Genomic DNA, 11,877 nt, shown 5'->3' with positions numbered 1-11,877 from the left:
CCCCTCATGCAGGGCACGACCGAGGAAGCGCGGACCACCGCCTACACGCCGACCGACCGCACCGTCCCCACGCGCTCCGCGGACCGGGCGTCGTACGACAAGGAACTGGTCCACGCGATACTCGACGAGGGATACGTCTGCCACCTCGGCTTCGTCCGCGACGGGGCGCCGGTGGTGCTGCCGACGCTGTACGGCCGGGTCGGCGAGCGCCTCTACATCCACGGGTCCACCGGCTCGCGCCCGCTGCGGATGACCGGCCAGGCCGACCCGGGCCTGCGGGTGTGCCTCACGGTCACCCACGTCGACGGGCTGGTGCTGGCCCGGTCGGCCTTCCACCACTCGATCAACTACCGCTCGGTCGTGGTGCACGGCGTCGCGCACGAGGTCACCGACCCCGAGGAGCGGCGACTGGCCCTGGACGCGCTGGTGGACCACGTCGTCGCGGGCCGCGCCGCCGACTCCCGGCCCGCGAACAAGAAGGAGCTCGCCGCCACCGCGGTGATCCGCCTGGACCTCCGGGAGGTGTCGGCCAAGGTCCGCACCGGCGGCGCCAACGACGAGCCGGAGGACCTGGACCTCCCCCACTGGGCCGGGGTCGTCCCGCTCCGCAAGGGCTACGAAACCCCCGTCGCCAACGCCGACCTCGCGCCCGGCGTCGAACTGCCTGACTACCTGTCGGCTCCGTGACGGACACCGCGGCCGGTGGGCCCGCGGGTCACACCGGCGCGGGCTCCCGCCGGGCCCCGCGTGCCTCGCTCACGGCGAGTCCGACGACCGCGCCGAGCAGGAGCAGGGTGCCGGCCGCGGTGGCCGCGGTGAGCCGCTCGCCGAGCAGGGCCACGGCGAGCACGGCCGCGGTCACCGGCTCCAGCAGCATGATCACGGACACGGTGGCGGACCGTACGACGGCCGCACCCGCGAAGTAGAGCGCGTACGCCAGAGCCGTCGGCACGGCCGCGGTGTACAGCAGCAGCCACAGCAGCCGCGCCGGATGGGCGGTGTGCGGCAGCAGGCCCTCGTGCAGCGCGAACGGCAGCAGGCACAGGGCGGTCACGGCGAACGCCCCCACGGTGGTGTCGGACGCGTCGGCACTGCCGTCCCGGCCCCACCAGCGGGTGAGCAGGGTCATGGCGCCGTACCCCGCCGCCGACACCAGCGCCAGCAGCACACCGGCCGGGCGGACGGTCGCGGCCGAGCCGCCGAAGGTGAGGACCGCCAGCCCGCCGAGCGCACCGGCGACGGCCAGGACGCCCCCGGCGCCGAGCCGCTCCCCCAGCAGGAGCCGGGCAGCGAGCGCGATCAGCACGGGGCCCGCGCCGAGCGTGACGACGGTGGCCACGGCCAGTCCGGTGGACTCGACGGCCGCGAAGTAGGCGGTCTGGAACACCGCGAGGCCCAGGCCGGTGGCCACCGCGCGGCCGGCCCGGCGGCGCGGGGCTTCGACGGTGGCCGGGCGGACGCACGGGCGCAGCCCGCGCCCGGCCAGCAACAGCAGGAGCCCCAGCGCACAGCGCCAGAAGGACAGCCCGAAGGCGCCCATGTCGCTGGTCCGGTAGACCAGCGAGGCTGCGGCGCCGGCGGTGCCCCAGGCGGCACCGGTGATGATCAGATAGAGCAGGCCACGCCCCACGGGCAGGCCGGATGCGACGTTCGACAAGGGATTCTCTCCGCAGAAGCGCGCACGGTGGCGCGGAAGTTCGAGGGCGACCCGTTCGGGCGGGGCGCGCGGACTTCATCTGCGGGCTGCACCGTCGTACCCGGCGCGGATGCGCCGGGCGTGTGTACCGGAGGCCCGCCTCAGACGGCCGGGGGCGGGAGGACGAGTGCGTCAGACGCCATGTCCAGCACCCTAGGCCGCTGTACCGCGGGCGGACAACTCCAGTTCCGCACCACCCTGGGCGACCGGCCGCGGCGAGCCGTCGGCGGGCGCGGAGGACTGGGCGATGAACGCGCCGACCAGCACGATCGCCCCGCCCGCGATCTGCGGTGCGGACAGGTGCTCGCCGAGCAGCACCCAGGCCAGCACGGTCGCGATCACCGCTTCCAGGCAGGCGACGACACCGGCGACCTGGGGGGACAGCCGCCGCACGGAGAGCACTCCGGTGACGTAGGCGGTGACCGTGGCGATCAGCACGATCCACGCCAGCAGCGCGAACGCCGGCACGGTGGTGCCGTTGAGGTGCGCGGAACCGGCCAGCACCGGCCAGTCCATGCCCCAGGGGCGGGCGACGACCGTCAGCACGGCGGCGCCGACGAGGAGCCCGTAGGCGATGACCCCGAGCGGGTCGGGGGCCTCGTCGCCCGCGTCGCTGCCCTGGTCGGAGAGGACGAAGTAGCCGACCTGGCAGCAGGCCGCGCCGAGCGCGAGCAGCAGGCCCAGCGCGTCGAAGCTCAGCCCGGACCAGACCTCGACCACGCAGGCGAGACCGCCGGCCGCGAGGACCACACCGAGCGCGGCGGCACGGGTGACGGGCCGCCGCTGCACGAACCGCACCCAGCCGAGGACGAGGGCGGGGGCCAGGTACTCGACGAGCAGTGCCACGCCCACCGGGATGCGGGAGAGCGCGGCGAAGTAGCAGGCCTGCACACCGGCGACCGCGAGCAGCCCGAAGCCGGCGAGCAGCGCGGGACGGCGGCGCAGCAGGGCGCGGTGCCGCACGGCGAGCGGCAGCATGACCAGGGCAGCGCCGGTCACCCGCAGCCACACCACGTGGAGCGGGTCCAGACCCGCCTCGATCAACGGCTTGGCGGCCACTCCGGACCCGCCGAAGGCCAGGGCCGAGGCGAGCGCGAGACCGAGCCCGACGCCCTTGCCGCGGCCGCCCTGACTGCTCACTGACGTATGCACCGGCACATGATGACAGGAGAAGACAGGAGCGTCACCACCGTTGACACCTGTCTCAGCTGGTGGACGGGCTGCCGCGCCGGGCGCCGGAGCGTCAACAGGTCGCCGTATCGCCGTCGGCCGGAGCGTCAGCAGGTCGCCGTATCGCCGCCGGGGGGCTGCTCGGCGGCGCTCTCGATCCGGGCGGTCAGTTCCCCCGCGGGGATGCCGGCGCGTCCGAGGACTTCGACGGCGCGGGACCGGGGGTCGGCGAGGAGCGCGACGAACAGGTCGGTGCCGGTGACCCGGTCCTCGCCCCGGCGGGTGGCACGCTCGCGAGCCCTGGCGAGGGCGGCGGCCGCGGAGGGCGACCAGCCCGCGCCGTCCCGGAGCCCGCCGTGCGCGGCGCGAGCGGCCGGAACCGCAAGGGCGGGAGGATCGGCACCAGCGGCGGAGGCGGGCGGCCCGGTCGGCCTGGCCGAGGTGCGGGATTCGGCCGGCGCCCCGGAGTCCTCCACCGTGCCCTGCCAGCGCAGTCCGTAGCCGATGCTGCGCTGCACGAGATAGCCGAACAGCCGGACGAGCCGGGGTGACCCGCCGACGGCGGCACGCACCTGGGGGTCGTGCTCCAGGAGGGAGTGCAGCAGATGGGCGGTGTCGATCTGGCGGTCCCCGTCCCGGACCGCCCTGCGGCGGGCACCGGCGAGCACCGCTGCCGGCTCGGCGTCGAGCCCTGCATCGTCCGCGAAGTGCGCAGCCGCCTCGTCCCGGGCGGCAAGGGGGGCTGTACGGGGTTGCACATCCCCACCTCATCAGCCACAACGGGGGGCGTCATCCACGAGGGGAACCATTCCGGCGTCCCGCAGCGAGTGGACAACCCCGGCCGGAATCTCATCCTTACGGAGGAGATCTGGCCGGGTCGGCCAGGACACGGGACCCGGCCGGCGCTCGGCGGCTCGCCCGAGTCCGTCTCTCAGCCGCCATCCTGACGGTTCATCAGTATTGAATGTTCACGCCTCTGCGGCTACTTTCCGCGACACCGTAGCCCGATACGCCCGACCCGAAGGGGTGGTCGCATGGCCGAAGTCAGCGCGGAGGCACGCATCCAGGCGCCGGCGGAGAAGGTGTGGGCCCAGCTCACCGACTGGCCGTCGTACCCGGAGTGGAACGCGACCCACACCAGCTTCCCCGAGGGGGGCCCGAAGACGCTGGCGGTCGGCGGGACGTTCCAGGAGAACATGAAGCTGATGGGCTTCCCCGCGGAGGTCGACTGGACCATCGAGGAGCTGGAGCCGGCCAGGGTGCTCGCGATCCGCGGCAAGGGCCCGATGGCGGTGACCGTCGCCACCCGCTACACGCTCACCCCCGACGGGGAGGCCACGACCCTTCGCATCGACGGCGAGTTCACGGGCGCCGCGGTGTCGTTGATGGCGGGCAAGCTCAAGGACTCCGCGACGGCCGCCCTGAACGAGTCGCTGCGCAAGCTGGACGGTCTGGTGACCTGAGCCGGGACACGTGAAGGCGCCCCGCGCGGGTATCGCGCGAGGCGCCTTCACGGCCGTTCGCTCAGTGCTCGTCGGCCAGGATGAGGTACAGCTTCTTGCGGGCGTCGTTGATGACGGTCAGCGCCTTCTCGCGCTGCTCCTTGCTGCCGGTCCTCCAGACCTGACCGAAGGCCTCCATCAGCCCGAAGCCGGCCTGACGGATCTCACTGAGGGCCTCCCAGTCGACCCCGCGCGAGGCCTCCTCCCAGGGGGCCTCCGGACCCTCCTCGACGGCGCTGCGGCCGGTGTCCGTGAGGGAGAACAGCTTCTTGCCACCCTCGCTCTCGCTGGCGATCAGGCCCTCGTCCTCCAGCAGTTGCAGCGTGGGGTAGACCGAGCCGGGGCTCGGCTTCCACGCGCCGCCGCTGCGTTCGGCGATCTCCTGGATCATCTCGTAGCCGTGCATGGGCCGCTCCTTGAGCAGGGCCAGGATCGAGGCGCGCACGTCACCTCGCCGCGCCCTTCCTCGCGGGCCTCCGCGTCCTCGCGGCCCCCAGGGGCCGGGACCGAATCCGGGCCCGCCCGGGCCGAAACCCGGGCCGCCGGGACCGAAGGGCCCGAAAGCCGCCCGCCGGCCCTCGAAGCCGCCCTGGCCCCAGTGGCCGGGACCCTCGTGCCGATGTCCACGCTCGTATCCGTGGGAACGCATCGCGATCACTCCATTCCACCGATGATCTGTCACGTATGCATCGCGTATCGTTCGCGATGGCTCAACGATATATCGGAACCGATCGCCCGACAACCCCCGATCCACCTGGGGCACAGGGGTTTTCTGGACTTGCAGGTCCATTTTTTGGCTCGCAGAGTGGCTTCGCACCGAGGGAACCGAGAGAACCGAGCAACGGAGTGGATCATGTCGATGCGACTTGAGGGCAGGACTGCCCTGGTGACCGGAGCGACGAGCAACATCGGGCGGGCCATCGCGGAGGCGTTCGCCGCGGAGGGTGCGCATGTCGCCGTGTCGGGCCGCAGCGCCGAGCGCGGCCGGGAGGTCGTCGAGGGGATCCGCGCACGCGGCGGCCTCGCCGACTTCCTGCGGGCCGACCTGGACGGGAGCGCCGCCGCCTCGACGGCACTGGCGCGGGAGGCGGCACGGGTTCTCGGCGGCCGTGTCGACGTGCTGGTCAACAACGCCGGCATCTACCCCGGCGACACCACGGCGGCCACCGACGAGAAGGCCTTCGACGAGGTGTACGCGGTCAATGTGAAGGCGCCGTTCTTCCTCACCGCGGCCGTCGCGCCCGCCATGGTGGAGGCCGGGGGCGGGACGATCATCAACCTCGGCTCCTGGATCGCGCGCCTGGGCATCCCGGTCGGCGCCCTCTACAGCTCCACCAAGGGCGCCATGGAGACCCTGACCCGGGCCTGGGCGGCGGAGTTCGGCCCGCACGGGGTTCGGGTGAACGCGATCTCCCCGGGCGTGGTGCAGACGCCCGCCCCCGGGGAGGCCCACCGCGCCGAGGTCATGATGAAGGGCACGCCCGCGGGCCGGATGGGCACCCCCGGGGCCATCGCCGACGCCGCGGTGTACCTGGCCGGGGACGAGTCCTCCTTCGTCCACGGCATCGTCCTGGACGTCGACGGCGGCCGCACCACGGCGGCGGTGATCGCCGGGTGAGGACGCGGCACTGCTCGCGGGGAGAGGTGCAGACCGCACAGAGCCCGCTTGACGCAAGTCCTTGATGACCTGTCCGAGGGCCGCGGGGGGGGAGAGAGAGGCGGAGTCCTCCGCGAGCCGGCGGCAGGCGGCCCCGGCGGCTGAGGCGGGGCCGGAGGCGGCCGAGTCCCGCAGCGCGGCTCAGGAGATCGGCGGAGCCGCCCTCCCGCCTCGGATGCAGCGGCTCAGACGGCGGCGCCCGCCCGGCGCAGGTCCTCGATGCCTTGGTCGAGGGCGGCGCGCAGGTGGGTCGAACGGCCCGTCGACAGCAGGATGGAGACGCCCCCCTGGACCGCGGCGAGCAGCGCCGCCGCTCGCGCGTCCACGTCGACGCCGGCGGGGAGCCTGCCGGTCGCCTGCAGCGACCGGATGCCCGCGGCCAGGCTCTCCTGCCAGCGCCGCATCAGCTCGATCACGATCGCCCGAGCCCCCGGGGTCGCACGCCCGACCTGGAGGAACAGCGAGCCGAGCGGGCAGGTGTCCCCCTGGGCCTCGTAACGCTCGACCACCACGTCCCGCCACCGTGCCCAGGCCTCCCACGAGTCGAGGCGGCCGAGTTCGGGCTGCTGGTCCTCGATGACCCGATCCGCCTCGAACCGCGCCACGGCGAGGAGCAGTTCGTCCTTGCCTGCCGCGAAGTAGTGGAACAGCTGGCTCTTGCTGGTGCTGGTCCGCGCCATCACGTCCTCCAGGGTCGCCGTCGCGACACCCTTCTCCCGCAGCACCTCGGCGGCCCCTTCGACGATCCGGGCCCGGGTCGCCCGCCCCTTCGCCGTCAGCTTCGCGCCCACGCCCGCCTCCTCCGAAATGGACTACGCGGTCCATCGTAGGCAGGGCACGGTTCAGGAGGCCTCGGCCGCGCGCAGCGGGCAGGCGGTCCCGGCCCGGGAGGTGAGGTCGGCACGCAGAGCCGCGAGCGCGGCCATGCGCTCGTCGATGAGGCGGATCTTGTCCGCCAGCAGGGCGGACAGCGCCTCGGCACCGTCCGGGGCGTCCCGCAGTTCCGCACCGTACCGGGCGATCTCGGCCAGGGTGAACCCGAGTGACTGGGCGGTGCGGACGTGGCGCAGCCAGGTCACCGTCTCCGGCCGGAAGTCGCGGTAGCCGTTGGACAGGCGGTCGCCCGCGATCAGACCGATCTTCTCGTAGAAACGCAGCGTGTCCTTGGACACCCCGCTGCGCGCGGCCAGTTCTCCGATCCGCATGGCTCCCCCGCTCGGTCGACTTGACCTTGGAGCGTACTCCGCTGTCTAGCGTGAGCGGCGCCCGAGTGAGCCCTCCCGAGGAGCCCCGATGAGCCCTGCTGCCCCCGCCTACCTGCGCCTCGTACGGACGAGCGGCTGGTACGACCTGGTCGTCACGGCCGGTTTCGCGACTCCTTGGACGTACGCCCTGGTGCACCGTCTGCTGTCGGCCGCGGGGGGCGCGGCGGGTCTCGGCACCATGCCCGCGCTCACCCCGATGCAGACGCTCTACGCCAACCTCATGGGCTCGGTCGTGGTGGTCTGGTCCGCCCTTCGGGTGCTACGGCCCCTTCCGCAGCACGGGCTGCTCGACGGGGTCGCGCGCGCCCTGTTCTCCCTGTGGATGGCCTACACGCTGGTGCGCGGAGGGCCGGCGGTGCTGTGGCCGTTCCTCGTGGTGGAGATGGCGTTCGGGGTGGCGCAGCTCCTCCCGTGGGCGTGGGCGGCCCGCGCGACCGCCGGGCGGAAATCAGTCCGGCATCCGTGAATTGGACTTGGGCGCGGCGCCGGCACGGACACTAGCGTCAGCGCCATGCGCATACGAATCGTCGACGCCTTCACCGACCGCCCCTTCGCCGGCAACCCGGCCGGAGTACTGCTCCTCGACGACGTCTTCCCGGACGACGACTGGCTCCAGAACGTCGCCATGGAGGTCAACCACGCCGAGACCGCGTTCGCGCACCGGCTGCCCGGGGGCGGCGAGGCGGACTGGGCGCTGCGCTGGTTCACCCCGGCCGCCGAGGTCGCGATGTGCGGCCACGCCACCCTCGCCACGGCCCACGTGCTGCACACCACCGGTGCCCACGAGGGCCCGGTGCGGTTCGCCACCCGCAGCGGCGTGCTCATCGCCACGCCCGCCGCGGACGGCTCGGTCACCCTGGACTTCCCGACCGCCCCGCTCACCCGCGTGGCGGCGTCGGCCGGGGTCGCCGAGGCACTGGGCGCGGAGCCGGCCGCCGCCTTCGACACCGGCCCGAACGTGGGCGACCTCCTGGTGGAACTGGCCGACGAGAAGACCGTCCTCGGCCTCTCCCCCGACCACAGGGCTCTCGGCGCCCACTCCGCGCGCGGCATCATCGCCACCGCCCGGGCGGAGGACCCGGCCCGGGGCTACGACTTCGTCTCCCGCTGCTTCTTTCCCAACGTCGGCATCGACGAGGACCCGGTGACCGGCAGCGCCCACACGGCACTCGCCCCGCACTGGGCGGCCCGTCTCGGCCGCGACGACCTCACCGGGCTCCAGGCGTCCCGGCGCAGCGGGCTGGTGCGCGTCGGTCTGCGCGGGGCGCGCACCCTGCTCACCGGGCACGCGGTCACGGTCATCGAGGGCGAGCTGCGCGCCTGAGCGGCGCCGGCGGCGGGCGTCAGGCCGTCGGCAGCCAGCCCACCTTCCCCGCGAGCAGGGCGTAGCCGACGAACGCGCCGATGTCGAGCAGCGAGTGCGCGACGACCAGCGGGCCGACCCGGCCCCAGCGGCGGTACAGCCAGACGAACACCACGCCCATGACCATGTTGCCGATGAAGCCGCCGATGCCCTGGTAGAGGTGGTACGAGCCGCGCAGGACCGCGCTGGCGACCAGCGCGGTTCCCGGGGTCCAGCCGAGCTGGCCCAGCCTGCGCAGCAGATAGCCGACGACGACGACCTCTTCGAGGATCGCGTTCTGCAGGGCGGACAGGACGAGCACGGGGTACTTCCACCACACGTCGGGGAGCGCCTCGGGTACGACGGTGAGGTTGAAGCCGAAGCCGCGGGCGGCCAGGTAGAAGGCGATGCCGGTGCTGCCGATCACGGCCGCGACGGCGGCTCCCCGGCCGAGGTCGGGCCACGGGCGGGTGCGGTCGAAGCCGAGCGTCCGCATGCTCCGTCCCTCGCGCATCAGCAGATGGGCGACGAGGGCCACGGGCACCAGCGCGGAGGCGATGCCGAAGAGCTGCCAGGCGAGGTCGAGCCATGGGCGGCCGGGTGCGGCCGAGGCGTTCAGGGTGGCCGCCTGGTCCTTCAGACCGCCCGGCTTGGTGACCGAGCCGATGAAACTGATCAGCGCGGAGACACCGCTCGCGCCGAGCGAGAGCGCGAGGACGAGCAGCGTCTCGTCGCGCAGCATCCGCCGCGGATCGCGCTCCCGCATCCCGGAATCGGCCACCGACTCAGCGTCCACCTGCACTCCTGCCTCCACCGGCTCGTGGACCCCTGGCCCACCTTCGCCCGCAAGGATCGCAGAAGCGCCTGGGAGCACCCCGCCATGGCCCCGCCCTCGGCCACCCGGCGGCCGCCGCCGGGGCGAGGCGGGCGTCAGGCCCGTGGGCCGGCTCGACGCATCTCGCTATCGCGGGACCGAGAAGAAGCGGCCCGGTGCGCTCACGGAGGGCCGACACACAGCCCGCCGCGCCTTCAGCGCGGCCCGACTCCCGGACCGCCCCACCCATCGCCCACCCCGTCTCCGCCACCGGCCCTCAGCCGCGCACCCGGTTGTCGGTCGGGGCTTGAGCGTTGTGGGGCGGGTCGTACGTCGGCCTGTGCCGCTGAGGCACGACGCCCAACCGGCCCCCACGTCCGCGAAGCACGCGGCGCCCAGCCCCGGCCGCAGACCAACGCCCACCCGATGCCCTCCAGCCGTCCACAATGACGCCGCTTCGCCCACGACCCTCAATGGCAGCGCCCGGCCCGCCCGCACGTCAGCGAAGCCCGACGCCCCGCCCGACCCACGCCGCAGACCACGCCCACCCAACGCCCCCGCCCGACACCTCTCAGCCGTCCACGGCGACGCCGCTCCGCTCACGACCGTCAATCGCCGCGCCCAGCGGCGCACAGCACCCGCCCCGCCCGCACTTCAGCGAAGCCCGACGCCCCGCCCAGCCCCCACCGCAGACCAGCGCCCCCTCCGACACCCCTCGGCCACTCACAGTGACGCCGCTCCACCCACACCGCACAAGCCGGGGACGCCGCACGCGTCAGCGCTCGCCGGCCGCGGACCGGCCCACGGCCGGCTGTCCGGGGCTAGCCCAGCGGTACCGGTTCGGGCAGACCGACCGGCCAGGTGTGGACCGGTTCGCCCACGTGCATCAGCTCGGCGTAGCGCCGTGTCGTCGCGGCCAGCGCGGCCTCACGGCTCAGCCCCTGCTCCAGAGCGCGGTGGAAGGTCGCCGCCTGCCAGGACGCGCCGTTGACCCGTCGCCGGCAGCGTTCCTCGATGACGCCCAGGTAGAGGTCTCGGTCGGCGGCCTCGACGCCCCACGCGTCCAGCCCGGCGGCGGCGAGCGGCAGCAGCTCGTCGCGGACCAGGGTCACCGCGTCGACCTCGCCCGTACCGCCGTACCGGCCCCGGCGCGGCCAGACGAAACGCGCGTCGATCCCGTGCCGGCAGGCCGCGTCGAAGTTGGCCTCGGCCACCTCGAAGGGCATCCGGGTCCACACCGGACGGGACTCCTCGGCGAGGGCGCGCACCAGGCCGTAGTAGAAGGCCGCGTTGGCGATCACGTCGGTGATGGTCGGCCCGGCCGGCAGTACCCGGTTCTCCACCCTGAGGTGCGGGACGCCGTCCGCGATGCCGTACACCGGCCGGTTCCAGCGGTAGATCGTGCCGTTGTGCAGGACCAGCTCGGCGAGCTTGGGAATGCCACCCGCCTCCAGGACCTCCAGCGGTTCCTCGTCGTCGCACAGCGGCAGCAGCGCCGGGAAGTAGCGCAGGTTCTCCTCGAACAGGTCGTACGCGGAGGTGATCCAGCGCTCGCCGAACCAGGTGCGCGGCCGCACGCCCTGCGCCTGGAGCTCCGGCGGCCGGGTGTCGGTGGACTGCAGGAACAGCGGCGGCCTGGACTCGCGCCACAGCTCGTGACCGAAGAGGAACGGCGAGTTGGCGCCGACGGCGATCTGCGCGGCGGTCGCCACCTGCGCCGCGTTCCACACGTCGGCGAACCGGCCCGGAGTGACCTGCAGGTGCAGCTGCACGGACGTGCACGCCGCCTCGGGCACGATCGACTTGGACGTGCAGACCAGGTGCTCCACGCCCTCGATGTCGAGCCGGAAGTCCTCCCCGCGCGCGGCCACGATCTGGTCGTTGAGCAGGGTGTACCTGTCGACCTCGGACAGGTTCGAGGAGACCAGGTCGTCCCGGTCGAGCGTGGGCAGGATGCCGATCATGACGATGCCCGCGTCCACCTCGCCGGCCTTCCGGTCGGCGTAGGCGAGCGAGGTGCGCAGTTCCTCGGCCAGCCGGTCGAATACCCGTCCGCCCAGCCGGTGCGGGGCGATGTTGACCTCCAGGTTGAACATCGCGAGTTCGGTCTGGAAATCTCGGCTCGCGATGCGCTCCAGCACCTGCCCGTTCAACATTCTGGGCATGCCGTCGGAACCCGCGAGATTCAATTCGATCTCGACCCCCATGAGGTTCTTGGGGCGATCGAACCGCTTCTCTCCCAGCAGGCGCTCAAGTCCCGTCAGGCACTTTTGCAGCTTTTCGCGGTAGCGCTGGCGATCGGACAGGTCGAACTGCCCTGCCGCGACCTTCTCCCCCATCGAAGTGTCCCTCCTCGGATGGGCGGGCCGACGATCCGGCCGCCGGGCTCTCCCGGGTCAGGTGGGATGATGCCCAGCCCGGGCGATCGATA

At 73.3% G+C, this 11,877-nt stretch carries 13 protein-coding genes; 5 read left to right on the top strand and 8 right to left on the bottom strand.

Annotated elements, in window-relative coordinates:
• Positions 1 to 6 precede the first annotated feature (6 nt).
• On the top strand, positions 7 to 687 hold the full coding sequence (locus BLW57_RS32625; protein ID WP_093479316.1) for a pyridoxamine 5'-phosphate oxidase family protein: 681 nt from the start codon (positions 7 to 9) through the stop codon (positions 685 to 687).
• A 28-nt stretch (positions 688 to 715) separates the two neighbouring features.
• Here the strand turns inward: BLW57_RS32625 and BLW57_RS32620 are convergent, their stop codons facing one another.
• The 3 genes from BLW57_RS32620 to BLW57_RS32610 form a co-directional block, all read right to left on the bottom strand.
• Complete coding sequence (locus BLW57_RS32620) at positions 716 to 1,657, bottom strand: DMT family transporter (protein WP_093479315.1); 942 nt, start codon at positions 1,655 to 1,657, stop codon at positions 716 to 718.
• 192 nt (positions 1,658 to 1,849) lie between these two features.
• The gene (locus tag BLW57_RS32615) at positions 1,850 to 2,854 is read right to left on the bottom strand and encodes an EamA family transporter (protein ID WP_093479314.1); all 1,005 of its coding nucleotides are present in this window, start codon (positions 2,852 to 2,854) and stop codon (positions 1,850 to 1,852) included.
• Between the two features lie 119 nt (positions 2,855 to 2,973).
• A complete protein-coding gene (locus tag BLW57_RS32610) occupies positions 2,974 to 3,624 on the bottom strand; it encodes a Clp protease N-terminal domain-containing protein (RefSeq protein WP_256339637.1) in 651 nt (216 codons plus the stop codon).
• Positions 3,625 to 3,900: 276 nt separating this feature from the next.
• Here BLW57_RS32610 and BLW57_RS32605 point away from each other — a divergent pair, with 276 nt between their 5' ends.
• Positions 3,901 to 4,329, top strand: a complete 429-nt coding sequence (locus tag BLW57_RS32605) for a type II toxin-antitoxin system Rv0910 family toxin (protein WP_073895212.1) — start codon at positions 3,901 to 3,903, stop codon at positions 4,327 to 4,329.
• A 61-nt stretch (positions 4,330 to 4,390) separates the two neighbouring features.
• Here BLW57_RS32605 and BLW57_RS32600 read toward each other — a convergent pair whose 3' ends face one another.
• Positions 4,391 to 5,017 (bottom strand): PadR family transcriptional regulator, encoded by a 627-nt coding sequence (locus BLW57_RS32600; protein ID WP_093481000.1) that lies wholly within the window; start codon positions 5,015 to 5,017, stop codon positions 4,391 to 4,393.
• Positions 5,018 to 5,221: 204 nt separating this feature from the next.
• Here BLW57_RS32600 and BLW57_RS32595 point away from each other — a divergent pair, with 204 nt between their 5' ends.
• Positions 5,222 to 5,986 carry an SDR family NAD(P)-dependent oxidoreductase gene (locus BLW57_RS32595; protein WP_176985803.1) on the top strand — a complete coding sequence of 255 codons (765 nt, stop codon included), beginning with the start codon at positions 5,222 to 5,224 and terminating at the stop codon, positions 5,984 to 5,986.
• Between the two features lie 224 nt (positions 5,987 to 6,210).
• Here the strand turns inward: BLW57_RS32595 and BLW57_RS32590 are convergent, their stop codons facing one another.
• Both BLW57_RS32590 and BLW57_RS32585 read right to left on the bottom strand, forming a co-directional pair.
• Complete coding sequence (locus BLW57_RS32590) at positions 6,211 to 6,816, bottom strand: TetR/AcrR family transcriptional regulator (RefSeq protein ID WP_093479312.1); 606 nt, start codon at positions 6,814 to 6,816, stop codon at positions 6,211 to 6,213.
• A 51-nt stretch (positions 6,817 to 6,867) separates the two neighbouring features.
• Positions 6,868 to 7,230, bottom strand: coding sequence for a MerR family transcriptional regulator (locus BLW57_RS32585; RefSeq protein ID WP_093479311.1), 363 nt, complete (start codon positions 7,228 to 7,230; stop codon positions 6,868 to 6,870).
• A gap of 88 nt (positions 7,231 to 7,318) precedes the next feature.
• On the opposite strand from BLW57_RS32585, the gene BLW57_RS32580 reads away from it, so the two are divergent.
• A complete protein-coding gene (locus tag BLW57_RS32580; RefSeq protein WP_093479310.1) occupies positions 7,319 to 7,756 on the top strand; it encodes a hypothetical protein in 438 nt (145 codons plus the stop codon).
• Between the two features lie 45 nt (positions 7,757 to 7,801).
• On the top strand, positions 7,802 to 8,614 hold the full coding sequence (locus tag BLW57_RS32575; protein WP_093479309.1) for a PhzF family phenazine biosynthesis protein: 813 nt from the start codon (positions 7,802 to 7,804) through the stop codon (positions 8,612 to 8,614).
• A 19-nt stretch (positions 8,615 to 8,633) separates the two neighbouring features.
• On the opposite strand, the gene BLW57_RS32570 is transcribed toward BLW57_RS32575, so the two are convergent.
• The gene (locus tag BLW57_RS32570; RefSeq protein ID WP_371127870.1) at positions 8,634 to 9,398 is read right to left on the bottom strand and encodes a CPBP family intramembrane glutamic endopeptidase; all 765 of its coding nucleotides are present in this window, start codon (positions 9,396 to 9,398) and stop codon (positions 8,634 to 8,636) included.
• A gap of 869 nt (positions 9,399 to 10,267) precedes the next feature.
• Entirely contained in the window at positions 10,268 to 11,785 is a 1,518-nt protein-coding gene (locus BLW57_RS32565) for a glutamate-cysteine ligase family protein (protein WP_093479307.1), read from the bottom strand.
• Between the last annotated feature and the right edge of the window lie 92 nt (positions 11,786 to 11,877).

It is taken from the genome of Streptomyces sp. 1222.5 (genome assembly GCF_900105245.1).
GTDB classification, from domain to species: domain Bacteria; phylum Actinomycetota; class Actinomycetes; order Streptomycetales; family Streptomycetaceae; genus Streptomyces; species Streptomyces albidocamelliae.
This window is presented reverse-complemented; position numbering and strand designations above follow the sequence as displayed.

What these genes read in the sequence shown, in the direction of transcription:
- BLW57_RS32625 (WP_093479316.1), top strand. Translation starts at nt 7, where the DNA reads ATGCAGGGCACGACCGAGGAAGCGCGGACCACCGCCTACACGCCGACC.
- BLW57_RS32565 (WP_093479307.1), bottom strand. Translation starts at nt 11,785, where the DNA reads ATGGGGGAGAAGGTCGCGGCAGGGCAGTTCGACCTGTCCGATCGCCAG.
- BLW57_RS32570 (WP_371127870.1), bottom strand. Translation starts at nt 9,398, where the DNA reads ATGCGGGAGCGCGATCCGCGGCGGATGCTGCGCGACGAGACGCTGCTC.
- BLW57_RS32585 (WP_093479311.1), bottom strand. Translation starts at nt 7,230, where the DNA reads ATGCGGATCGGAGAACTGGCCGCGCGCAGCGGGGTGTCCAAGGACACG.
- BLW57_RS32605 (WP_073895212.1), top strand. Translation starts at nt 3,901, where the DNA reads ATGGCCGAAGTCAGCGCGGAGGCACGCATCCAGGCGCCGGCGGAGAAG.
- BLW57_RS32575 (WP_093479309.1), top strand. Translation starts at nt 7,802, where the DNA reads ATGCGCATACGAATCGTCGACGCCTTCACCGACCGCCCCTTCGCCGGC.
- BLW57_RS32580 (WP_093479310.1), top strand. Translation starts at nt 7,319, where the DNA reads ATGAGCCCTGCTGCCCCCGCCTACCTGCGCCTCGTACGGACGAGCGGC.
- BLW57_RS32600 (WP_093481000.1), bottom strand. Translation starts at nt 5,017, where the DNA reads ATGCGTTCCCACGGATACGAGCGTGGACATCGGCACGAGGGTCCCGGC.
- BLW57_RS32595 (WP_176985803.1), top strand. Translation starts at nt 5,222, where the DNA reads ATGTCGATGCGACTTGAGGGCAGGACTGCCCTGGTGACCGGAGCGACG.